General features: G+C 65.9%; 19 protein-coding genes and 1 riboswitch. Of the genes, 7 read left to right on the forward strand and 12 right to left on the reverse strand.

Translation table 11 applies throughout. The features are described 5' to 3' along the window. The first annotated feature begins 7 nt into the window (after positions 1 to 7). From EO136_RS12600 to EO136_RS12625, 6 genes are all read left to right on the forward strand, one after another. On the forward strand, positions 8 to 3466 hold the full coding sequence (locus EO136_RS12600; protein WP_127144756.1) for an AAA family ATPase: 3459 nt from the start codon (positions 8 to 10) through the stop codon (positions 3464 to 3466). A 235-nt stretch (positions 3467 to 3701) separates the two neighbouring features. Continuing rightward, positions 3702 to 4094, forward strand: a complete 393-nt coding sequence (locus tag EO136_RS12605; protein WP_127144757.1) for an AtpZ/AtpI family protein — start codon at positions 3702 to 3704, stop codon at positions 4092 to 4094. Between the two features lie 12 nt (positions 4095 to 4106). Next, positions 4107 to 4880: a F0F1 ATP synthase subunit A gene (locus EO136_RS12610; RefSeq protein ID WP_127144758.1), complete on the forward strand. Its 774-nt coding sequence runs from the start codon at positions 4107 to 4109 to the stop codon at positions 4878 to 4880. A gap of 56 nt (positions 4881 to 4936) precedes the next feature. Beyond that, a complete protein-coding gene (locus tag EO136_RS12615) occupies positions 4937 to 5164 on the forward strand; it encodes a F0F1 ATP synthase subunit C (RefSeq protein WP_127072379.1) in 228 nt (75 codons plus the stop codon). Positions 5165 to 5262: 98 nt separating this feature from the next. Then, on the forward strand, positions 5263 to 5892 hold the full coding sequence (locus EO136_RS12620) for a F0F1 ATP synthase subunit B (protein ID WP_127144870.1): 630 nt from the start codon (positions 5263 to 5265) through the stop codon (positions 5890 to 5892). 8 nt (positions 5893 to 5900) lie between these two features. After that, positions 5901 to 6383 (forward strand): F0F1 ATP synthase subunit B family protein, encoded by a 483-nt coding sequence (locus EO136_RS12625; RefSeq protein ID WP_127144759.1) that lies wholly within the window; start codon positions 5901 to 5903, stop codon positions 6381 to 6383. Between the two features lie 320 nt (positions 6384 to 6703). On the opposite strand, the gene EO136_RS12630 is transcribed toward EO136_RS12625, so the two are convergent. The 8 genes from EO136_RS12630 to EO136_RS12665 all read right to left on the reverse strand — a co-directional run bounded on the left by EO136_RS12630 (position 6704) and on the right by EO136_RS12665 (position 14843). Further along, on the reverse strand, positions 6704 to 7753 hold the full coding sequence (locus EO136_RS12630) for a DUF2332 domain-containing protein (RefSeq protein ID WP_246018364.1): 1050 nt from the start codon (positions 7751 to 7753) through the stop codon (positions 6704 to 6706). A gap of 87 nt (positions 7754 to 7840) precedes the next feature. Next, positions 7841 to 9382, reverse strand: a complete 1542-nt coding sequence (gcvPB, locus tag EO136_RS12635) for an aminomethyl-transferring glycine dehydrogenase subunit GcvPB (RefSeq protein WP_127144760.1) — start codon at positions 9380 to 9382, stop codon at positions 7841 to 7843. Beyond that, the gene (gcvPA, locus tag EO136_RS12640) at positions 9379 to 10722 is read right to left on the reverse strand and encodes an aminomethyl-transferring glycine dehydrogenase subunit GcvPA (protein ID WP_127144761.1); all 1344 of its coding nucleotides are present in this window, start codon (positions 10720 to 10722) and stop codon (positions 9379 to 9381) included. Before gcvPA ends, gcvPB begins: the two co-directional genes overlap by 4 nt. Positions 10723 to 10744: 22 nt before the next feature. Further along, positions 10745 to 11110: a glycine cleavage system protein GcvH gene (gcvH, locus tag EO136_RS12645; protein WP_127144762.1), complete on the reverse strand. Its 366-nt coding sequence runs from the start codon at positions 11108 to 11110 to the stop codon at positions 10745 to 10747. 14 nt (positions 11111 to 11124) lie between these two features. After that, the gene (gene gcvT, locus EO136_RS12650) at positions 11125 to 12273 is read right to left on the reverse strand and encodes a glycine cleavage system aminomethyltransferase GcvT (RefSeq protein WP_127144763.1); all 1149 of its coding nucleotides are present in this window, start codon (positions 12271 to 12273) and stop codon (positions 11125 to 11127) included. 179 nt (positions 12274 to 12452) lie between these two features. Then, positions 12453 to 12545: riboswitch (glycine riboswitch) on the reverse strand. Positions 12546 to 12606: 61 nt separating this feature from the next. Then, the gene (locus tag EO136_RS12655; protein ID WP_127144764.1) at positions 12607 to 13170 is read right to left on the reverse strand and encodes a hypothetical protein; all 564 of its coding nucleotides are present in this window, start codon (positions 13168 to 13170) and stop codon (positions 12607 to 12609) included. Between the two features lie 22 nt (positions 13171 to 13192). Next, entirely contained in the window at positions 13193 to 13687 is a 495-nt protein-coding gene (locus EO136_RS12660) for a peroxiredoxin (RefSeq protein ID WP_127144765.1), read from the reverse strand. A 349-nt stretch (positions 13688 to 14036) separates the two neighbouring features. After that, positions 14037 to 14843 (reverse strand): protein-disulfide reductase DsbD domain-containing protein, encoded by an 807-nt coding sequence (locus tag EO136_RS12665; protein WP_127144766.1) that lies wholly within the window; start codon positions 14841 to 14843, stop codon positions 14037 to 14039. 135 nt (positions 14844 to 14978) lie between these two features. On the opposite strand from EO136_RS12665, the gene EO136_RS12670 reads away from it, so the two are divergent. Next, positions 14979 to 15569 carry a YqgE/AlgH family protein gene (locus tag EO136_RS12670; RefSeq protein WP_127144767.1) on the forward strand — a complete coding sequence of 197 codons (591 nt, stop codon included), beginning with the start codon at positions 14979 to 14981 and terminating at the stop codon, positions 15567 to 15569. 24 nt (positions 15570 to 15593) lie between these two features. Here EO136_RS12670 and EO136_RS12675 read toward each other — a convergent pair whose 3' ends face one another. From EO136_RS12675 to thrC, 4 genes are all read right to left on the reverse strand, one after another. Further along, the gene (locus EO136_RS12675; RefSeq protein ID WP_127144768.1) at positions 15594 to 18494 is read right to left on the reverse strand and encodes a sensor domain-containing phosphodiesterase; all 2901 of its coding nucleotides are present in this window, start codon (positions 18492 to 18494) and stop codon (positions 15594 to 15596) included. A 203-nt stretch (positions 18495 to 18697) separates the two neighbouring features. Continuing rightward, positions 18698 to 19294: a GNAT family N-acetyltransferase gene (locus tag EO136_RS12680; RefSeq protein WP_127144769.1), complete on the reverse strand. Its 597-nt coding sequence runs from the start codon at positions 19292 to 19294 to the stop codon at positions 18698 to 18700. Between the two features lie 21 nt (positions 19295 to 19315). Further along, a complete protein-coding gene (locus EO136_RS12685) occupies positions 19316 to 20575 on the reverse strand; it encodes a M16 family metallopeptidase (protein ID WP_127144770.1) in 1260 nt (419 codons plus the stop codon). Positions 20576 to 20578: 3 nt separating this feature from the next. Continuing rightward, positions 20579 to 21979, reverse strand: coding sequence for a threonine synthase (gene thrC, locus EO136_RS12690; protein WP_127144771.1), 1401 nt, complete (start codon positions 21977 to 21979; stop codon positions 20579 to 20581). Positions 21980 to 21986: the final 7 nt, after the last annotated feature.

Genomic DNA, 21986 nt, shown 5'->3' on the forward strand with positions numbered 1-21986 from the left:
CGGCGCGATGAAATTTTCGCGCCTGAGACTGGTCGGCTTCAAATCCTTCACCGATCCGGTCGAGCTCGTGATGGAACCCGGGCTCACCGGAGTGGTGGGCCCCAATGGCTGCGGCAAATCCAACCTCGTGGAGGCGCTGCGCTGGGTGATGGGGGAATCCTCCTACAAGGCCATGCGCGCCTCGGGGATGGACGACGTCATCTTTTCGGGCTCGTCCAACCGCCCGGCGCGCAATTCGGCCGAAGTCACCGTCGTTCTCGACAACACCGACAAGACCGCCCCGGCCCAGTTCAATTCTTCCGACACTCTCGAGATCACCCGGCGGATCGAGCGCGAACAGGGCTCGGCCTACCGGCTGAACGGGCGCGAGGTGCGGGCGCGCGACGTCCAGCTTCTGTTTGCCGACGCCTCGACCGGCGCCCATTCCCCTGCTCTCGTCCGCCAGGGGCAGATCGGGGAGATGATCGCCGCCAAGCCCACCCAGCGCCGCGCGCTGCTCGAAGAGGCCGCCGGCATATCTGGCCTCCATTCGCGCCGGCACGAGGCTGAACTGCGCCTGCGCGCCGCTGAACAGAACCTCGAGCGGGTCGACGACATCGTCGCCCAGGTGGAAGCCCAGCTCGAGACGCTCAAGCGCCAGGCCCGGCAGGCCAACCGGTATCGCTCGCTTTCGGGCGATATCCGGCGCGCGGAGGCCGCGCTCTATCACTTGCGCTGGGTGCAGGCTCGCTACGCGGAAAAGGAAACCGAGGCCACCCAGGGGCGACTGGTCAGCCAGCTTGCCGATGCCAACCATGTGGACCTGCGGGCCAAAAAGGCGTTCGAGGAGACCGACGCGGTCCTGCAGCCGCTGCGCGATGCCGATGCGGGCGCGGCGGCGGCGCTCCAGCGGCTGACGATCCTGCTCGGCCAGCTCGATGAGGAAAAGCGCCGGGCCGATTCCCGGCGCGCCGAGCTCGAAGACCGGCTCCGCCAGATCGACACCGACAGCGCGCGAGAGAGCGCCATGGTGACAGACAGCCAGGGGTTCATCGAGACCCTGCTGGCCGAGAAGGCCGAGCTCGAGCGCTCCGACACCGAAGAGCGCGCGGCGAGCACCGCGGCCCGCAGCCAGGCCGAGCAGAGCCGGGTGGCCCTTAATGAGGCGGAGGCGAGGGCGCGGCAGGCATCGGACAGGGTGGCCCAGATCCGCGCCCGGCGGGTCGAAGCGCAGCGCGGTCTCGAACAGGCCGATGCGCGCGTTGCCCGGTTGCAAGCGCAGATGGAAGAGCTCGCGCGCGACGCGGCGGCAGTGGCCGCGAACCTTGCGGCGGACAGCACGGTGGCCGAGCGGCAATCGTCGCTCGAAGCCGCGCAGGCGGCAGCGGCGCAGGCCGAAGCGCAAACCGAGGTGGCCGAGGCCGAGGTGGCGCAGGCGCAGACGGCGCTCGATGCGGCGCGCCCGGCGCTCGCCGAGCTCGAAGGGCGCCTCAATCGCCTCGAGAGCGAAGCGGACACGCTGGCCCGGGTTCTGAACGTGGATGGCGGCTCTCTCTGGCCGGCGATCGTGGACGCGCTCGCTGTGGCGCCCGGCTTTGAGGTGGCGCTGGGCGCGGCGCTCGGCGACGACCTGGAGGCTTCGACCGACGCGGCCGCGCCGATCCACTGGGCGGAAACGACCGAGAAAAGCAGCGACCCCGCGCTGCCCGATGGCGCCATCCCCCTTTCCCGGAACGTGTCCGGAGCGCCCCATCTCAAGCGCCGTCTCGACCAGATCGGGATCGTGGAGCCCGGGGTGGGACCGGGGCTGATGGCGCAACTGCATCCGGGCCAGCGTCTTGTGAGTCGCGATGGCGCGCTCTGGCGCTGGGACGGGCTGGTGGCTGCCGCCGATGCGCCGACGGCCGCCGCCCAGCGGCTGGCCCAGCGCAACCGATTGGCCGAGATCGAAGAGGATGCCGCCCGGCTTCGCGGGGCCCGGGCCGAGGCGCGCGAGGCGCTGGAGCTGCGCAAGCGGGCCGTGGAGGCGGCGCGCACCAGTGAATCCGGGCACCGGTCCCATTGGCGGGATGCCCAGCGGGCCATCACCGCCGCGCAAGCAGGGCTCGATGCGGCGCGCAAGACCCTCGCGGCGCTCGGCGCCCGCCAGGCCGCGCTCGAGGAATCGCGCACGCGCCTTGCCGAGGGCCTGCAGGAGGCGCTCGACGCCCAGAGCACTGCGCGCGCGACGCTGGAAGACGCAGGGGACGAAGGGGCCGGGATCGCCGAGGCCGAAGCGCTGCAGCGCACGCTGGCGAGCCTGCGCGAGACCGCCGAGCAGGCCCGCATCCGGCTGGCAGGGTTCGAGAGCGCGGCGCGCATGCGCGAGGGCCGGCTGGCCCGGATCGCGCAGGAGCTGGCAAGCTGGCAGACCCGCCGCTCGGGCGCCCAGGCCCAGATCGAGACGCTGACCAAACGGCGTGGGGAGATCGAAGCCCAGCTCGATCAGCTCAGCGCCTCTCCGGACGCTTTCGCGGGCCGCCGGGCGGCGCTCGAAGACGAAGTCGCCGAGGGCGAGCAGGCGCGCAAGCGCACCTCGGACCGGCTGGCCTCGGCCCAGACCGCGCACAGAGAGGCGGACAGGGCGGCGCGGCTGGCTGCCGAAGCGCTGGCCGATACGCGGGCGGAGATGGCCCGGGTGGAAGAGCGGCTCAAGGGGTTGATCACCCAGCGCCACCAGATCGAGCGCCAGATTTCCGAGAACCTCGGGATCGAGGCCTCGCGGACCGCGGAAGCGGCGGGCATTCGGCCCGAAGACGCGCTGCCGGGGGAAGCGGCGACCGAGGCGCGACTGGACCGGCTCAAAGCCGAGCGCGAACGGCTGGGCGGGGTAAACCTGATGGCCGAGCAGGAAGCCGCCGAGATCCAGGACAAGCTCGACACCATGATCGCGGACCGGGACGACCTCGTCGCGGCGATCGCCAAGCTCAGGACCGGAATCTCGAGCCTCAACCGGGAAGGCCGGGCCCGGCTGACCGAGGCCTTCGAGAAGGTGAACGGGTATTTCCGGGAGCTGTTCACCACGCTGTTTGGCGGGGGCACGGCGGAACTGACGTTCGTCGAGAGCGATGACCCGCTCGAAGCGGGGCTCGAAATCATCGCGCGCCCGCCGGGCAAGCGGCCCCAGACCATGACCCTGCTGTCGGGCGGGGAGCAGGCGCTGACCGCTCTGAGCCTGATCTTTGCCGTGTTTCTTACCAATCCCGCGCCGATCTGCGTGCTCGACGAGGTGGATGCGCCGCTCGACGACGCCAATGTGGAGCGCTTCTGCAACCTGCTCGATTCAATGCGTCAGCGCACCGAGACGCGCTTCGTGGTCGTGACCCACAACCCGATCACCATGAGCCGCATGGACCGGCTGTTCGGTGTGACGATGCCCGAGCGCGGGGTGAGCCAGCTCGTGTCGGTCGACCTGCGCACCGCAGAGAGCTTTCTCGAGGCGGTCTAAGCCCTTCGGGCCGCCGCCGGCACGGCCGGGAATCTCCGCTCTGCCTTGCCCGAGCCACAAAGGGATGCGCTGACGCAATGCCGCACCCCTGTTGAAAGCTTTCAACCCCTTGATAATTCTTGGTCTTTTGCCTCCATAGCATTCTTGACTTACACGGGGGGCGCAACTATGGTGCGCGCGACTTTAAAGGCACCCTCTGCCGGGGTGCCCGCGGGTTGGAGCGGACGGTTTATCCATGGCCAATTCCGGCAACACCCCGGGCGAACAGACGCCTCGAGACGATCACTCGGGACCGGAGACTTCCGATCTCGCCGAGCGGATCAAACGGGCGCAACGGGCGCGCGCTCCCCATGGGGACGACGCCTCATCTTCCCGGCAGGGCGACATGTCGACGCTGGCGCGCGGATTGCGCATCGGCACCGAATTTGTCGCGGCGATACTGGTCGGCTCGTTCATCGGGTTCGCTATCGACCAGTTCGCCGGCACGGGACCTTGGGCTCTGCTCGGATTTTTCTTTCTGGGTTTTGCCGCTGGAATTTTGAATGTCACTCGTGTAGTGGCGGAGCTCAATGCTCAGAGCACGGCGTCCGACAAGGACCCGGGCGACAAGAATGAAAAGGTGAGATAGGGGCAAACGACCTTGGCGAACGATCCGATTCACCAATTTGTCATCGAGGACATCTTCACCTTCGGCACGATCGGCGGCGATGGCGCTGCCGACACCGGCGTGACGATCGCGTTCACGAATTCGGCACTGTTCATGGTCCTGACCACCGGGCTGATCGCAGCCTGGCTGGTGCTGACCACGCGCGGACGCGGGCTGGTGCCCAATCGCTGGCAGCTTTCGAGCGAACTCATGTACGAGTTCGTGGCCAACATGGTCCGATCGAACGCGGGGACGGAAGGGATGAAGTTCTTCCCCTTCGTGTTCTCGCTGTTCACGTTCATCCTGATCGGCAACTGGTTCGGGATGATCCCCTACTTCTTCACGTTCACGAGCCACATCATCGTCACCTTCGCACTCTCGATGCTGGTGATGGCGGTGGTCGTGATCTACGGCTTCGTCAAGAACGGCCCGAAATTCCTCAAGCTGTTCGTTCCCTCGGGCGTTCCGGGCTATATCGTGCCCATCGTGACCCCGATCGAAGTCATCTCCTTCCTTTCCCGGCCCGTCTCGCTTTCGGTGCGTCTGTTCGGCAACATGCTTGCCGGCCACATCACCCTCAAGGTGTTCACAGGCTTTGTGGTTTCGCTCGGCTCGCTGGGGGCGATCGGCGTCGCCGGCGCAGTTCTGCCCCTGTTCATGGGCGTTGCGATCACCGCACTCGAACTCATGGTGTCCACGGTCCAGGCCTATGTCTTTGCCGTACTGACGTCCATGTACCTGAACGATGCGATCCATCCCTCGCATTGATCACCAGACAACTTCTCCTCAATTATAGAATTCCAAGGCTCTGAAAGGATCTGAAAATGGAAGCTGAAGCCGCAAAGTTCATTGGTGCCGGTATTGCATGCTTTGGCATGGCGGGCGCTGCAATTGGTGTGTCGAACATTTTCGGCAACTTCCTTGCCGGCGCCCTGCGCAACCCCTCTGCCGCCCCCTCCCAGACCGGCAACCTGATTTTCGGCTTCGCCGTGACCGAAGCTCTGGGCATCTTTTCGTTCCTGGTCGCCCTTCTGCTGCTGTTCGCCGTCTAATCGGCTTTCAGCCACAGCAATGACCGAAACGGACAGCGCGGCGCCTGCCGGGCTGTCTCTTCGGGTTTCAGGGGCCATACGGGCGGAATGAAGGCATGATGCAGGCACAGGCACAGGAACAAGAGCCCGTCCTCGACGAGCTCACCGAGCCCGTTGAATCGGACGTCGAGTCGATCGATGAATCCGTGGACGGCGAGACCCATACCGAGGTCGGCGCAGACGGCAGCGAACACGTTACCGGCGTGTTCCCGCCATTCGATGCCACAACCTTTCCCTCGCAGCTCCTCTGGCTCGCCATCAGTTTCGGCGCGCTCTATCTGATCATGAGCCGCGTGGCACTGCCCCGGGTGGCCGATATTCTCGAAGCGCGGCGGGACCGCGTCGAGGGTGATCTGGCCGAGGCGGACAGGCTGCGCCAGAAGACGGACAATGCCATCGCCTCCTATGAGGCGGAACTGGCCCAGGCCAGGGGCAAGGCCCACGCCATTGCCGAGGAAACGCGCGGCCAGATCAAGGCCGATCTCGACAGCCAGCGCTCCAAGGTCGAAGCCGACCTGGCCAAGAAGGTGGCTTCGGCCGAGGACCGGATCTCCCGGACCAAGGCGGAAGCCCTTGGCCATGTGGACGAGATCGCAACCGACACCGTGCAGGCACTGGTCGCTCAGCTTACGGGCCAGATTTCCGAATCCACCGCGCGCGACGCGGTTGAAAAGGTCACCAAGGAGTAGCCCGAACCATGGAACTTGATGCCACGGATTGGGCCTTCGTTGCCCTTCTGATCTTCATCGGCATCGTCGTGTACCTCAAGGTGCCGTCGATGATCACGAAATTCTTCGACAAGCGCATCGCCCAGATCGAGTCCGATATCGAGGAAGCCCGGCGCCTTCGCGAGGAGGCTCAGGCGCTGCTGGCCGAGTATGAGCGCAAGCGCAAGGCAGCCGAGAGCGAAGCCGACGATATCGTGACCGCCGCACAGGAAGAAGCCGAGCGCCTGACCGCGGAGGCCAAGCTGGCTCTCGAGGACATGGTGGCGCGGCGCACCCGGTCGGTGGAAGAAAAGATCGCCCAGGCCGAATCCCAGGCGCTGGCCGAAGTGCGGGCCCGCTCGGCGGACATCGCCATTGAGGCGGCCCGCATCATCCTCGCCGAACAGGCGCGTGAGACCGGGGATGCCATGGTGGATGCCTCGATCAAGGACGTGGCCGCGCGGCTCAACTGAGCCCAGGCACTGTCTGTGGGACATGGCGATCAAGACGGCCCCTCGCGGGGCCGTTTTTTTGTGCGCGTCAGCCCGTGGCTCGGGCGATGGGTGATTTTCCCGAGCGTTTCAGGCTTTCGTGGGGACGCTTGCGCCCTGCCCCATCCCCCTCCCCGTCACACCTGCGGTTGGACATCACACCCTCTGGCACCGGCGTGAAGGAATTGGGTCCATAAGCTCCGGTCCGCGCCGGAGCCGCAATAGGGGTACAGAGGCGCCTTGTGGGCATTCGGGTATGACCGGGACGGGCAGACGGGCCCATGGGCCCGGTCCGGGAGGCGTCAGGACCAGTCTACCCAGCGGCCGTGATAATCGGCGAGGCCGAGGGTTTCGGTCTCCCCGCCCGGCCAGGTGCGGCGCTTGAGGACGGCCCCGGCGGGATGATCGTCCGATTCCATGTACATCCACACCAGAGGGGTGGTTTCCCCTGCGGCTTCACCCGCAGCTTCCAGAGCGGTGACCATCCGCTCCTTTGTCGCGTCGCCCAGATACTGCCAGACGATCGTATGGAAGAAGACGCGGGCGACCCCCGTTTCGGGGGCCGGCGAGAGCTGGGCCTCCACCCAGTCGGCGGCATCGGCCTTGTCGATGAGCGAGGGCCTTCCGGCGGCGGCGGCGAGCGCGGCTGAGGCGCGCTGGATGCGGTCGTGCTGATCGGCCCAGATATAGGCGAGCTGGCGCTCGACGCTGTCGGGATTGCCCGGGTCGAGCGGGTTGCGGTCACACCCGGCGCGGGTGCTGATTTCCAGCGGCGCCTCGAGCGGTGGGATGGTGCCCCGCCATTCGCTCTCGATGTGGACGATGGCATCGGCATCGCCCCATTCCCGGTCCTGGCCCAGAGCATAGTGGTAGCGGTCAAAGCCCAGATTGAGCCCGCCGCTGGCGCCGATCTCGTAGAGGGCCAGCGGGAGCCGGAATCGCTCCGCCACGCCCAGCGCCATGCCGAGAATCGGCGAAGAACGCATGACCTCATTGGTCTGGGGGGGCGAATCAAGGAAGTCGTGCAGCGTATCGTCGTGCCGGGAGATGGCCTCGGAGAGGGCCTCCCACAGGGCGTCGGGCTTGGCTTCGAGCGGGGGATAGAGCGCGGCAAGGCTGCGGGCCCGGCCCGAGCGAACGAGGCTGTGCAGCGCACCTGCGGCGCGCAGGGGCAAGGCGTCGTCACGCGCGGTGGCCGGCCAATTGAGGATCCGGGCCCCGAAGCGTGATCCCTCGTCGAGCCTTTCGGCCAGAAGCGCGCACAGGCCTGCCGTGAACGGCGACCCCAATTCTCGACAAACATCCGCCTGATGCCTGAAGGCATCGAGCACGTGCCCGGACATGGTCGTCATTCAAGCCCTCTTCGACTGATCGGGTCGGAGTTTAGGGACTTTGTCGATCTGTTCAATGGGGTTTTATTTCAGCCCCATATCACGCTGTCAGGATGCCTCTGTCTTTTCATGACGCCAGATCAGCCGGGGCTGGCGGGCCGCGCGGGTTTCATCGAGCCGGGCGAGCGGGGCGCGAATCGGGGCGGCGGTGAACCGCTCCGCATTGCCCGCCACCGCATCCTCGGCCAGTTCGCGCATGGTGGCGATGAAGGCATCGAGCGTCTGGCGCGATTCCGATTCGGTGGGTTCGATCAGCATGGCGCCGTGGACCACGAGGGGGAAATACATGGTCATGGGATGGAAGCCCTCATCGATCATCGCCTTGGCGAAGTCGAGCGTGCTGACCCCGGTGCCCTTGAGGAAGCTGTCGTCGAACAGCACTTCGTGCATAACGGGCTGGCCGTCGAACGGGGCGGTGAAGAGATCGTCGAGGCCCGCCTTGATGTAATTGGCGTTGAGGACCGCGTCGCGCGCAGCCTGGGCGAGCCCGTCCTTGCCGTGGCTGAGCATGTAGGTGAGCGCGCGCACATACATGCCCATCTGCCCGTGAAAGGCGGTGAGGCGGCCAAGGCTCGTTGCGTCGGGGTGCTCGACGAGTTCGAGGCCATCGCCCGACCGGCGCACGAAAGGCACCGGCGCGAAGGGCGCCAGCGCCTGCGACAACACCACCGGGCCGGCGCCCGGCCCGCCCCCGCCATGGGGCGTGGAGAAGGTCTTGTGCAGATTGATGTGCATGGCGTCGATGCCCAGATCCCCGGGCCGGACGACGCCCATGATGGCGTTGAAATTGGCGCCATCGCAGTAGAAATAGGCTCCGGCCTCGTGGATCGCTTCGGCGATCTCGATGATCTCGGGCTCGAACAGCCCGCAGGTGTTGGGATTGGTGAGCATGATCGCCGCGACATTGTCGTCGATCGCCGCCTTGACCGCGGCCACGTCGACCGTGCCGTTGGCATTGGCGTCAATGGAGCGCACCTTGTAGCCGAGGAAGGCGGCCGTGGCGGGGTTGGTGCCGTGGGCGCTTTCGGGCACCAGCACCACGTCGCGATGGCTCTGTCCGTTCGCCGCGTGGGCGGCCCGGATGGCCATCATGCCGCAGAGCTCGCCATGGGCGCCGGCCTTGGGCGACATGGCGACCGCGGAGGTGTTGGTGAGCTCCATGAGCCAGTGGGCAAGCTCCTCGATGACCCCGAGCGCGCCCTGCACCGTTGCGACGGGCTGGAGGGGGTGGACATCGGCAAAGCCTGGGAGCCGCGCCATCTTCTCGTTGAGGCGCGGGTTGTGCTTCATGGTGCACGAGCCGAGCGGATACATGCCCGAATCAATGGAATAGTTCCGGCGCGAGAGCCGAACATAGTGGCGCATGGCCTCAGGCTCGGTGAGCCCGGGCAGATCGAGCGGGGTCTTGCGGCGCAGCCCGGCCAGGCGCTCGTCGCCCACCTCGAGATCGGGCAGGTCCACGCCGGAATGGTCGCGGTCCCCGATCTCAAAGAGCAGGGCCTCGGCGGGCAGCAGCGCGGCATCGGCCGGGCTGGACGGGGCGGGAGCGGAGGTGGGTGCGGTCGGGCGGCCCGTGGCGTTCATGGTCATGCCAGTTCTCCCTTGAGCGCCTCGACCAGCGCGGCGATGTCGGCGTCGGTGGTCAGTTCGGTAGCGGCGAGGACGATGAGCCGGTCGACGTCGGGCTCTCCGGGCTGGAGCCGGGAGACCGGAACGCCGGCCAGGATGCCGCGGGCCGCCAGCGCATCGACGATCTGGGCTGCCGCGCGCGGCAGCCGGATGGTCATTTCGTTGAAGAAACTTTCATTGAGCACCTCGACCCCGGGGACGGCGGCAAGCGCATCGGCCAGGGCACAGGCCCGGGCATGGTTGAGCCGGGCAAGCCGTGTCAGTCCCGTCTCGCCCAGAAGCGAGAGGTGGATGGAAAAGGCCAGCGCGCAGAGCCCGGAATTGGTGCAGATGTTGGAGGTCGCCTTCTCGCGCCTTATGTGCTGCTCGCGGGTGGAGAGCGTGAGCACGAAGCCGCGGCGCCCCTGGGCGTCGACCGTCTCGCCGCAGAGCCGCCCGGGCATCTGGCGCACGAATTTCTCGCGGCAGGCCAGAAGGCCCACATAGGGCCCGCCAAAGGTGAGCGGATTGCCGATGGACTGGCCTTCGGCCACAACAATATCGGCCCCGAGCGCGCCGGGGGCCTCGATGAGGCCCAGCGAGACGATTTCGGTTACCACCACGATCAGCAGCGCGCCTTTTTCATGGGCGGCGCGCGCGAGGGCGGGCACATCGCGAAGATGGCCGTAGAAATCGGGGGTCTGGACGACGATCGCGGCGGTCCCCTCGTCGATGTGGTCGACGATGTCGCCCTGCCCTTCCGGCGAGGGCGAGAGGCACGTCAGCCCTTCTTCGCCCGACAGATAGGTGACGACCGTATCGCGGTATTGCGGGTGCAGCCCGCCCGAGAGCACGACTTTGTCCCGACGGGTGATGCGGCGGGCCATCAGCACCGCCTCGGCGGTGGCGGTCGAGCCGTCATACATCGAGGCGTTGGCCACCTCCATGCCGGTGAGGTGGGCAACCTGGGTCTGGAACTCGAACAGCATCTGCAAGGTGCCCTGGGACACCTCGGGCTGGTAGGGCGTATAGGCCGTGAGCCATTCCGAGCGCTGGATCAGGTGATCGACCGTGGCGGGGACGTGATGGCGATAGGCGCCCGCGCCGACAAAGAACGGGCCATCCCCGGCCGCATGGTTGCGGCCGGCCAGCGCACGCATGTGCGCCTCGACGGCAAATTCCGGCTGGTGGTCGGGCAGATCGGGCGAAAAGGTCGAGAGCACCGAGGCGGGAACCGCGGAGAACAGCTCATCGACCGATCCGACGCCGATCGCAGCAAGCATTTCGGCCCGGTCGGCCGGCGAGTGTGGGAGATAGCGCATGGGTATCCGGGGGTTACGAGGATCAGGCCGTGTGATCGGCGTAGGCGGCTTCGTCCATCAGGGATTCGAATTCGCCGGTGTCGGCGACCTCGATCTTGAAGATCCAGCCGGCGGCGACCGGGTCGGTGTTGATCAGGCCGGGCTCGTCGGCGAGCTTGTCGTTGACCTCGACAATGGTGCCGGACACGGGCGCGTAGATCTCGGAGGCAGCCTTGACCGATTCCACCACGGCCACCTCGTCGCCCCTGGTTACGCTGGCGCCGACCTGGGGCAGTTCGACAAAGACGACGTCCCCGAGCTGCTCCTGGGCATAGCGGGAAATGCCGATGGTGCCGACGGCACCCTCGAGGCGAACATATTCATGGTCCTGGCTGTAGCGAAGGGTCATGGGTCTATCCTCGTCTATTTGCTGGTCTTGCGGACATAAGTGTTGGGGACGAAGGGCGTGCGCACCACCTGCCCGGGAATAATCTTGCCACGGACGGCGGCGGAGATGGCCTGGCCGGGGCTAGCCAGATCGGCACGGACATAGCCCATGGCAATCGGCGCCTCGAGGGTGGGCGCGAATCCGCCGGAGGTAACATGACCCACCGTCTGGCCCGATTCATCGAGCAGTTCGGCGCCTTCGCGGACGGGCTGGCGGCCTTGGAACCGGATGCCGACGCGCCGGGTTGCCGGCCCCTCCGAGAGGGCCTTGCCGATCGCCTCAAAACCGGCAAAGCCGCCGGTCTTGCGGCGCTCGCGGCCCATGGAAAACAGCAGCGAGGCGCTGACCGGGTCGGTCTCCTCGGTCATGTCGTGACCATAAAGGCAGAGCCCGGCTTCGAGCCGCAGGCTGTCGCGGGCACCCAGCCCGGCCGGTTCGACCGCGGGGTGCGCGATCAAAAGATCGAAGAGGGCCACCGCATCGGCGTTCTCGAGCGATATCTCGAACCCGTCCTCTCCGGTATAGCCCGAGCGTGAGAGATAGGTCTCGATCCCCCCGAGTGTCGCGGGCGCGGACTGCATGAAGCCCAGATCGTCCGTCGCATCGGTGAGATCGGCAAGCACACCTGCCGCCTTGGGGCCCTGGAGCGCGATGAGGGCGAGGTCGGGGCGCATTTCGGCGCGCAGCTCGCCTTCGAAGACGCGCTGGAGGTAGCGCAGATCATGGGCCTTGCGCGCGCCGTTGACCACGGCGAACATCACCCCGTCCTCGGCATAGCCCTCGGCCGGCCGGGTGACGATCAGATCATCTTCGATCCCGCCCTTGTCGTTGAGCAGGACCGTATAGCGCATCTCTCCGGGGGCAAGGGAGGCGAGGTCCGCGGGCACGACCTTCTCGAGCCAGCCTACCGTCGTCGCGTGGTCGGGTCCCGAAAAGACCAGCTGGCCCATGTGGGAGACATCGAACAGGCTGGCCGCCTCGCGGGTGTGGCGGTGTTCGGCAACGATGCCTGCATACTGGACCGGCAGTGCATAGCCCGCGAAATCGACCATACGGCCGCCAAGGGCGACGTGCCGGTCAAAGAGCGGGGTTTTCCTGAGGTCTGTTGGGGGCGTGTCGCCCATTTGCGTCTCCCGGTTCGTTCAAAGCAAGCGCCTGTCCCACTCCGCCCAACGGCGTTACGGGAAAGCCAGCGCCCCCTCTGTCGTCGAACCTGAGAGATTTCCCGCTATCCCCAAGAGTGGAGAGAAACGGCTACGCCCTTCGGTGGGAAGCCCGCAAAGGCTCCCGCTTTCCAGAGTTTTATCGCACAGCGGTCCGGGTGCCTGAGAGTTTCCGGGGCGGTTGCTCCTTCGGCGATCCGGCACAAGGCCGGACACTCTCCCGCTGCAGATACAGAACATGGTGCAAAGCGGCCCCCGCGTCAATCGCGCGAATGGGCCGCTTTGCATTCGCGATCAGGCGTCGAAGCCGACCCAGATGGTGATGGACTCGCCGCCCACATAGGGAATGGAGACGTTCTCGATGGTGTGCACGAACTCGTTGGCCGAGGACATCGAGGCGGTGACGGGCACGTCGAACCGCTGGGAATAGACGGCAACCCCATCCCGCTCGACGGCGAATCGCAGCGGCACGGTCATGGCGCCTTCGGTGCCCGAAGGCCCGAGGATGACGCGACCGACCGCGCCCATCTGGACCGTGATCAGGCCGTTCGAGACCACGCAATTGCGTGAAATGCGGTCGATCACCGCCTGATGACGCAGGGCCTGGGCGCTGGCCGTGCGGTTGCCCGCATGCACGCGATAGGTCCCGGCCCCTTCCCTGATGCGGATCGGGGGGCATGTGGTGGCGATCGCCGGCATCGCCGTGCTGCTCGCCGCATCGATCTGGGTCTGGCTCGCCGAGACTTCTGCATAGCGGGCGTCGTCCCCGCCCCCGAACATCGACCCGGCCGTCACGCACCCTGAAAGCGAAAGGGCGAGAACCGCCGCCCCGACCAATCTGCTGATCCCCACCATCATCCCTGTCTCCACCGTCTGCCGATCACAGCGCCTTTAGGGCGTCGAGCATAGCCGGAGCGCCCGACGAGGTCACCTCACCGGGCGAAGATTCCGCGTTGACGATCCGCACCACGCCGTCTTCGATCAGAAGAGCGTTGCGACCGAACCGCGTGCCAAGCCCACCGGCGGACAGATCGCGGTCCAGCCCCATTTCCACGGCCAGCTTTGCCATGCCGTCGGCGATGAAATCGATGCGGTCGCCGGCGCCGGTGGCTTCGGCCCAGGCCTTAACCACGTGATGGTCATTGGCGGTGGCGCAAACGATCCGGTCAACGCCCGCCTGCCTGAACTGGTCGGCGGCCTCGAGATAGCCCGGCAGATGGTTAAGATGGCAGGTGGGAGTGAACGCACCGGGGACCGTGAACATCAGCACCCTGCCCTTGCCGAGAACATCCTGGCTGGACACGTCAGAGACGCCATCGGGCGTCACCAGCTTGACGGGCACTGCAGGCACTGACTGGCCGGGCTGAATGGTCATGGAACGGTCCTTCTCGAATGTGACGGGCAAATCGTTGCGCAGGCTTGAGACGAAATCAATGCGACCATCCTGTGGCCACCACGCCCAATAGCACAACAATGAACACTTTACACAGGCACTGTTGGGGGCCGGGCTCCGCCAGAGCCTGTTTGCAGGCAATCGGGGGCTCGCGGCCGCGCCGCCTGGAGCAGGTCGTGCTCTGCTTGAATCAGATCAGGATCTCCAAGCCATTGATGTGTCGAGTTTGTGGACCGGAAAAGTGTTTCCACTTTTCCTGGAAACGCTCCAGGTCCTTAGCTTCGTCGCGTTTCCGAACCGGAAACGTGTTTCCACTTTTCCTGGAAACGCTCTAGCGAGCACGGAGCGGGGTGGTGACGCGATAGGGGCCTTCGGACGTGGCAAACGAGAGGGTCATGGACGCATCGGTCCCGATCGGGTCGCGCATCTTGCCGTAGACGGGAAAGGCCAGCGTCCTGCCCGTCTCGTCATGCTCGGGCGGGCCCAAAAGGGTCATCCTGCCATCGATCTCCCCGATGATCCCCGAGATATCGGACGCGGCCTGCCAGTCGAGCACGATCGCGTGGCTGTCCGGGTCATAGTGGGCCTCGCCGACCTCGAGGAGCCCTTGGGGGGCCGGCACGGGCACGTCGGCCAGCGCCTGATCGATGCGCAGACTCTGGGCCCTGTCGGGCACACCAAAGTCGAGGGCCGTCTCGAAGGACACCGCAACGGGGACGCAGACGTCAGAGCAGATCCCGAGCGTGAAATCGGCGGCCAATCTGGGCTCGGACCCTGTGACCGAGAGCTGGATGGGCAGCACGAAATGGCCATAGAAAACATGGTCGAGATAGCCCGCGCGGGTCTCGCGGGTCGGGTAGGGCCAGACCGGTTCGGCGGCATCGATGCCCTGCGAGCCGGACATATCGAGCTGTGCGGGAATGCCGGATTCGCCGGGCACCTTCCAATAGGTCTTGGTGTCGGTGGGCATGTCGATTTCGAGCGCGACCCATGTGGTCTGGTCGGGCAGCATCACGTCGCTCGAGATGACGCGCATCGCCACGTCGGGGAACACTTCCTCCCATGCGGTTTGCCCTGCCATGACGCCGGGGGCGGACAGGGAGACGGCCAGCATTGCGACGGGGACGAGCGTTTTCATGACGCTTGGTGATAGACCAGCCGCGCGCGCGGCGAAAGCGGCAAGCGTTCAGGGCTTCGTGATCGTTAGTGCTTTGCCGGGAGGGGCAGTTGCAGCTAGACTGACCCATGCGGCGGGCAGAAAGCGAGCGCACTCATGGATTCCCTCAAGGGCCATTTTCTCATCGCGACCCCCGAGATGTCCGACGAGCGTTTCGTTGAAACCCTCGTCTACCTCGTTGCGCACAGCGAAGAGGGCGCGATGGGGCTCGTGGTCAACAAGCCCATGCCCGACATGCGGTTTTCCGACATTCTCGAGGAAATCGAACTGGGCGCGGACAGCGATTTCATCCGCATTCCCGAGCGCCTGCTGGACAAGGATGTGCTGCGCGGCGGGCCGGTCGATGCGAGCCGGGGGTTCGTGCTGCACACGGCCGACTATTTCCGGGACGGCAATTCCTATGTGGTCGAGGACAATATCTGCCTCACCGCAACGCTCGACGTGCTCCGCGCCATCGCGGCGGGCAGCGGGCCGGAAAAAAGCCTCCTGGCGCTCGGCTATTGCGGCTGGGGCGCCGGGCAGCTCGAGGCCGAGCTCAAGCAGAATGGCTGGCTGACGGTTGACCATTCCGACGAGCTTCTGTTTTCGGTGCCCCCGGGACGGCGCTACGATGCGGCGCTGGCCGCGCTGGGGGTGACGCGCGCGACCCTCGCGCCGCACACGGGCGGCAAGCCGCTGCCCAACTGATCGCGCGCCGGGGCGCTCGGGACTTCAGTACTGGACCTGGGTCTGGTTGGTGATCCGGTGCCGGAATTCGGCCGCCGAGACCGGAGGCCCGAAGGCAAAGCCCTGGGCGAAGCGGCAGTTGAGCTCCTTGAGCCGTTCGACGTCCGCCCGGGTCTCGACACCCTCCCCGATCAGCGCCATGTCCAGATCATGCGCCAGCGCCACCACCGAGCTGATGATGGGTGCCTGGGTGTGCGAGCCTGCGGCGCCCTCGCGCATCGTGACGAAATTGGCGGCGAGCTTGATGGTGTCGAAGGGGAACCGGTGCAGGTAGGAGAGCGAGGAAAAGCCGGTGCCGAAATCGTCGATGGCCAGGCCGATACCCAGAGCCTTGAAGGCCTCGAGCATATAGACGGCATGTTCAGGATTGGCCATCACCTGGCTTTCGGTGACCTCGAGCTTGAGGTGCGGCGCGATCTCGCGATGGTCTTCAAACAGCGCCCGCATGTCGTTGAGCAAGCTTTCGCTGCTCAGTTGAACGGCCGAGAGATTGACCGACACGAAGAATTTTTCAGGCAGTTTGAGAAGCCGGAGCCATTCGCGGGTCTGGTCTGCCGCCTGCTCGAACGCGAAGCGCCCGAGGGTTTCGATCAGGCCCGTGCGCTCGGCGAGGGGAATGAATGTGGACGGACTGATGACCCCGCGTTCGGCGTGGGTCCAGCGCATCAACGCCTCGGCACCGATGATCCTGCCGCCCTGGATGTCCACGATCGGCTGGTAGAGAAGCTGAAGCTCGCGGCGTTCGAGCGCGGCTTCGAGATCGGCTTCCATGGCCTGGGTGTACATGGCTATCGAGCGCGTCGCCGCGCGGAAGGCCTCGATGCGGTCTCCGCCATGGCGCTTGGCGTAATGCATGGCCAGTTCGGCATCCCGGAGCACGTCGCCGGCCTCGACGGGGCGATTGTCGTAGATCGTGACCCCGATCGAAGCTGTGAGGGTCAGGTCCCGGTCTCCGAAATTGAAGGGCGCCCGGAGCGCCTTGCGCATCTGCTCGGCAACTTCGGCAATCTTGCCGGCGGCCTGTTCGCTCAGGAGAATGACGGCGAACTGGTCGCCGCCGATCCGCGCCAGGGTATCGTGCGGGCGTAAAAGGCGGGTGATCCGGCGCGAGATGCCGAGCAGGACCGAGTCCGCGGCCATATGCCCGATGCGCTCGTCGATATCGGTGAACCGATCGATGTCGATGAGGAAGACGGCAGGCTTGGTTTCATCGAATTCCCGCGCCCGCAGCAGCGCCCGGTCGAGCCGATCGAGAAAGAGCTGCTTGTTGGGCAGGCCGGTGAGGCTGTCGTGGACGGCATCGTGAAGCAGGCGATCACGCGCGGCCCGTTCGTCGGTCACGTCCTGGAGGGTGCCCACGATGCGATTGACCTGATTGTCGCTGCCCAGTACGGGTTTTACGCGCATGCGGAAGGTTCTGTAGCTGCCATCGAAGCCGGCAAGCCTGATATCGGAATTGACCTTGCCGCGCTTGAGCTCGACCAGCGTATCGAGCGCGGTGCGGAAGCGGTCCCGGTCTTCGGGGTGCACGCGGTCCAGCCAGCGCTTGATGGCGCCCCGCAGCGCGCCCTTGCGTTCGCCCAGCCTGATGGCGAGTTCGTCGGAGATGTTCACCCGGTCGCGGTCGATGTTCCAGTCGAAGACGAAATCGCCGCTCCCGGTCACCGCCAGGGCCCGGCGCTCGACTTCCGAAAGCGAACCGATGGACACCTGCCCGTCGGCAAAGGCGTGCTGGACGGCGGTGAAGCCGAGCAGCATGACGATCAAGACGAGGCCACCCGCGACCGCCGATTGCGCGATGTCGTTGGAGACCTGCCCGGTCGCCACCATGGCCGCATAGACCACCCAGGCGATGAAGATAACCCATGTGGGGACCAGCAGGACGGCCCGGTCGTAGCCGCGGATCGAGAGCAGGGCGATCAGGAACAGGCCCATAGCCGCGATCAGCGCTAGGGAAGTGCGCGCGATGCCCGCGGCGGTGGAGGGGTCGATGAACGCATAGATCAGCAGCGCAATGAAAATGGCGGACAGCGCCATCGCCAGATGGGTGAACCGCACATGCCATCGGTGCAGGTTGAGATAGATGAACAAGAACCCGAAGAGCGCGATGGCGAGCCCGGCCTCCGCCGCGGCGCGGAAGGGCTGCATGCCCACGCTGCCGGCGCCCAGCAACTGGGCCAGAAGCCCGAAATCGATCAGCAGATAGGCAAGGACCGCCCAGGCGAGGGCTGCGGTGGCGGGGAACACGCCCCTGCCCTTGACCACGAACATGATGGTCAGAAAGATCGCCGCAAGGCTCGAAATGCCCAGCACAGTCCCCCGGAAAAGGGTGAAGGAGTTGACGTAATCGCGATAGGCGTCGGGCTCCCACAGGTAAAGCTCGGGCAGCGTGCCGGAGGTGAGCTCGGCCACGAGCGTGACGGTGGCGCCGGGGTCCAGGATGATTTCGTAGACGTCCGCCTCCCGGTCCGGCACGCGCTCGGGCCGCAGGCCCTGGCTGGGCGTGAGGGCGGTGATGCGCCCAGAGCCGAGGTCCGGACGGAAGACGCCCGAGCCGGGCAGGCGAAAGAACGGAGCGACCAGCAGCCGCTCGAGCTGTACATCGCTGTCGTTGCGCAAGGCGAAGGCCGCCCATTGGGGATTGGCCTCGGGCCGGACGGCGATCACCTCGATCCGCCGAATGACCCCGTCTTCGCCCGGGGCGGTGCTCAATTGCACGCTGCCCTCCTCGCCGGGCAGGATATCGACCGCTGCCCGCAGGTTTAGGGCATTGATCCCATCGGGAACGGAGATCACCTCGAAGGCCTGCGCCCGGCCCGTGACAGCACAGAGCGAGGCGATGGTGAGCCAAACCAGAAACGAGATGCGCAAGGCAGCGATGGGCATAGCAATATCCAAATAAATCGGGCCCAGAGTTAGCGGGCCCCGGCACGCTTTGGCAACCTAGCGTGATGTGCTTTCAGAGCATTTCCTGTGTCGACGCGCTTTTGAGCATATCCCGTTCTGATTGAATCAGAACCGGAGCTCCAAGTCCTTGATTTGTCGCGTTTCCGGACCGAAAAAGTGTTCCCACTTTTCCTGGAAACGCTCTAGCCGGCAAAGCCGTTGTAATGCTCGAGGGTGAGTCCGAAAAGAACGTGATCGCGCCATGCCCCGTCGATCCTGAGGTAATACTGGGCAAGGCCGATCTCCATGAAACCATTGCTGAGAAGGACCCGACGCGAGGCCGCATTGTCGGGAAGGCAGGCCGCTTCCACGCGGTGGAGGTGCAAAGTGTCGAAGACAAAAGGCAAGATCAGGGCAACCGCCCGCTTCATGATGCCTTTGCCGGCATAATCCACACCCATCCAGTACCCCAGCGTCGTCGTCTGGGCGGATCGGCGGCGGATATTGGACAGGGTGAGCCCGCCAACCAGCCTGCCGCCATGATCGCGCGGGGAGAAGATGAAGAACGGGAACTCCACCCCGCTGGCGGCATCGTTCCTGTTGCGGCGGACCCGCTCGGCAAAGCGGCGCTGGGTCAGCTCCCCTTCAGCCCAGCGGGGCTCGTAGGGTTCGAGAAAGGCGCGGCTGCGCAGCCGCAGATCGCGCCATTGATGGTAATCGCGCCGCTCGGGGCAACGCAGAACGAGCCCGTCTCCCTGCACGCTCGGCGGGGGCTGGCGGATCGCCGTCAGAGAGAGCATCGGAAATCCCGGCGCAAGGTCCTATTTGAACCCATCGGCGACCCTGTCATAGTCGGGCATGTGATGAACCGGGCCGATGCTGGCCAGCGAAGGACGTCCGCCCTCGAATATCTGCCCGGCCACATGCCGCACACGGCCCGCGTCGATCTTGTTGATGCGGTCGACGGTTTCCTGGAGCGGTATGGGACGCCCCCACAAAATGTGCTGGCGGGCAAGCTGGCCGGCGCGCGAGGACGGGCTTTCCAGCGACATCAGAAGCCCCGCCCTGATCTGGGCCCGCACGCGCAGGACCTCGTCGTCGGTGATGTCATTGGCCGCCTTGTGCAGCTCGTCGAGAATGACCGGCACCAGTTCGGGCACGTCCTCGCCGCCCGTAGCGGCGGCGACGCCGAAAATGCCGCTGTCGGCAAAGGCCCAGTGGAAGGCATAGACCGCGTAGCACAGCCCCCGCCGCTCGCGCACTTCCTGGAAGAGCCGCGAGCTCATGCCGCCGCCGAGGATCGAGGAGAGGATCTGGACCGCGTAAAAGCCGTCCGAATTATACGCCCGGCCTTCGAGGCCCAGGACGATGTGCGCCTGCTCGTGTTCCGAGGATTCGCGGTGATCCCCGCCGCTGTAGCGGGCGCGCTCGAACTGGGGCGCGCCTGTGGCCTTGATGGCCTGGAACTGTTCGGCGGCCAGATCGACGAGTTCGTCATGATCGACATTGCCCGCGGCCGAGAGCACCATCTGGTCGCCCACGTAATGGGCGCCCATATAGTCGCGGACCGAGCGCGCATCGAACCCGCGCACCGAGTCTTCGGTGCCCAGAATGGTGCGGCCGAGCGGCTGGTCGGGAAAGGCGGCTTCCTGGAAAAGATCGAAAACCCGATCGTCGGGGTTGTCGTGGGACGCGCCGATTTCCTGGCAGATGACGCGCTGTTCGCGGGCCAGTTCGTTGTCCTCGAACACCGAGTGCTGGAGAATGTCGGCGAGGATGCCCGCGGCCAGCCCCACATCGTCCTTGAGGACGCGGGCGAAATAGCCGGTGTGTTCGATCGAGGTCGCCGCGTTGATATCGCCGCCGACCGCCTCGATGGTTTCCGCGATCTCCCGTGCAGACCGGGTGGCCGTGCCCTTGAAGGCCATGTGCTCGAGCAGATGGGAGATGCCGTGCTGGTCTATGCGTTCGCTGCGCGATCCGGACTTGACCCAGACTCCCAGTGCCGCGCTCTCCAGATGCGGCATGGAATCGGTGATGACCGTCATGCCGTTATCCAGCGTGGTCGTGCGTACAGGCAAGGGCTACTCCTCCCGAGTGCGTGCGTGTTCGGCTATGAAGTCTTCCACCACTTTTGTCTCGTTTGCCAGCACCGTGAAGCGTTCGGGGCGGCTTTCGAGGTCCGAAAGCCGCTCGGGCAGCGCGGGATGCAGGCCCGAGGCCGCCTCGACGGCGACGGGAAACTTGGCCGGATGGGCGGTGGCGAGCGTAACGAGCGGGGTCGTCGCGGACAGGTGCGCCTCGGCCACGGCGACGCCCACTGCGGTGTGGGGGTCGAGAAGGTAACCGCAGGCGCGGTGGACCCGATCGATGGTGTGTGCGGTTTCCGCCTCGTTTGTCGTTCCCGCGTCAAAGCCTGCGCGAATTTCCGCGAGGGCGGCGGCGGGAATCTCGAAACCTCCCGACTGGGCGAGCGAGGCCATGAGCTGGGCCGTCTGGACTCCGTCCCGGCCCAAAACCTCGAAAATAAGCCTCTCGAAATTGGACGAGATCTCAATGTCCATCGACGGGCTGGCGGTTTCGGTGACGCCCTGGCGGTCATAGCGGCCGGTGTCGATGGCGCGGCGCAGGATATCGTTGGCGTTGGTGGCCACGATCAGCCGCTCGATGGGCAGGCCCATGCGCCTGGCGCAATAGCCCGCGAAGATGTCTCCGAAATTGCCGGTGGGCACGCTGAACGAGACAGGCCGGTGCGGGGCGCCGAGCGCCACGGCGGCGGTGAAGTAATAGACGATCTGGGCAACGATCCGGCCCCAGTTGATCGAATTGACCCCCGAGAGCCGCACCGAATCGGCGAAGCCGTGATTGGCGAACAGGGCTTTGACGATGGCCTGGCAATCATCGAACGTGCCCTTGATCGCGATGTTGTGGACGTTGGCATCGGGCACGGTGGTCATCTGCAGGCGCTGGATGGCGGAGGTCCGGCCTTGGGGGTGCAGGATGAAGATGTCGGTGTTCTCGCGCCCGCGGAACGCTTCGATGGCCGCCGAGCCGGTATCGCCCGAGGTGGCGCCCACGATGGTGGCGCGCTGCCCGCGCTGGCCCAGAATGTGATCCATGGCGCGCGCCAGGAACTGCATGGCCACGTCCTTGAAGGCGAGAGTGGGCCCGTGCCAGAGCTCGAGCACGAAATGGCCCGGCGCGATCTGGACGAGGGGCGCGACGGCAGGGTGGCCGAACGTGCCATAGGCCCCATCGACCATGGCCCTCAAGGCGTCAGGGGCGATCTCCTCGCCGGTAAAGCGGCTCATCACCTCGAAGGCGACGTCCGCATAGGGACGATTGGCGAAGCCCGCGATCTCCCCGGCGGTGAACTGCGGCCAGGTTTCGGGGACATACAGCCCGCCGTCACGGGCCAGCCCTGCAAGCACGGCATCGCAAAAGCCCAAGACTGGGGCCTGGCCCCGGGTACTCACGTAGCGCATTTATGAC

The organism is Pelagibacterium montanilacus, from assembly GCF_003992665.1.
In the GTDB taxonomy this organism is placed as follows: domain Bacteria; phylum Pseudomonadota; class Alphaproteobacteria; order Rhizobiales; family Devosiaceae; genus Pelagibacterium; species Pelagibacterium montanilacus.

What these genes read in the sequence shown, in the direction of transcription:
- EO136_RS12600 (WP_127144756.1), top strand. Translation starts at nt 8, where the DNA reads ATGAAATTTTCGCGCCTGAGACTGGTCGGCTTCAAATCCTTCACCGAT.
- EO136_RS12605 (WP_127144757.1), top strand. Translation starts at nt 3,702, where the DNA reads ATGGCCAATTCCGGCAACACCCCGGGCGAACAGACGCCTCGAGACGAT.
- EO136_RS12615 (WP_127072379.1), top strand. Translation starts at nt 4,937, where the DNA reads ATGGAAGCTGAAGCCGCAAAGTTCATTGGTGCCGGTATTGCATGCTTT.
- EO136_RS12620 (WP_127144870.1), top strand. Translation starts at nt 5,263, where the DNA reads ATGCAGGCACAGGCACAGGAACAAGAGCCCGTCCTCGACGAGCTCACC.
- EO136_RS12625 (WP_127144759.1), top strand. Translation starts at nt 5,901, where the DNA reads ATGGAACTTGATGCCACGGATTGGGCCTTCGTTGCCCTTCTGATCTTC.
- EO136_RS12630 (WP_246018364.1), bottom strand. Translation starts at nt 7,753, where the DNA reads ATGACGACCATGTCCGGGCACGTGCTCGATGCCTTCAGGCATCAGGCG.
- gcvPB (WP_127144760.1), bottom strand. Translation starts at nt 9,382, where the DNA reads ATGACCATGAACGCCACGGGCCGCCCGACCGCACCCACCTCCGCTCCC.
- gcvPA (WP_127144761.1), bottom strand. Translation starts at nt 10,722, where the DNA reads ATGCGCTATCTCCCACACTCGCCGGCCGACCGGGCCGAAATGCTTGCT.
- gcvH (WP_127144762.1), bottom strand. Translation starts at nt 11,110, where the DNA reads ATGACCCTTCGCTACAGCCAGGACCATGAATATGTTCGCCTCGAGGGT.
- gcvT (WP_127144763.1), bottom strand. Translation starts at nt 12,273, where the DNA reads ATGGGCGACACGCCCCCAACAGACCTCAGGAAAACCCCGCTCTTTGAC.
- EO136_RS12655 (WP_127144764.1), bottom strand. Translation starts at nt 13,170, where the DNA reads ATGATGGTGGGGATCAGCAGATTGGTCGGGGCGGCGGTTCTCGCCCTT.
- EO136_RS12660 (WP_127144765.1), bottom strand. Translation starts at nt 13,687, where the DNA reads ATGACCATTCAGCCCGGCCAGTCAGTGCCTGCAGTGCCCGTCAAGCTG.
- EO136_RS12665 (WP_127144766.1), bottom strand. Translation starts at nt 14,843, where the DNA reads ATGAAAACGCTCGTCCCCGTCGCAATGCTGGCCGTCTCCCTGTCCGCC.
- EO136_RS12670 (WP_127144767.1), top strand. Translation starts at nt 14,979, where the DNA reads ATGGATTCCCTCAAGGGCCATTTTCTCATCGCGACCCCCGAGATGTCC.
- EO136_RS12675 (WP_127144768.1), bottom strand. Translation starts at nt 18,494, where the DNA reads ATGCCCATCGCTGCCTTGCGCATCTCGTTTCTGGTTTGGCTCACCATC.
- EO136_RS12680 (WP_127144769.1), bottom strand. Translation starts at nt 19,294, where the DNA reads ATGCTCTCTCTGACGGCGATCCGCCAGCCCCCGCCGAGCGTGCAGGGA.
- thrC (WP_127144771.1), bottom strand. Translation starts at nt 21,979, where the DNA reads ATGCGCTACGTGAGTACCCGGGGCCAGGCCCCAGTCTTGGGCTTTTGC.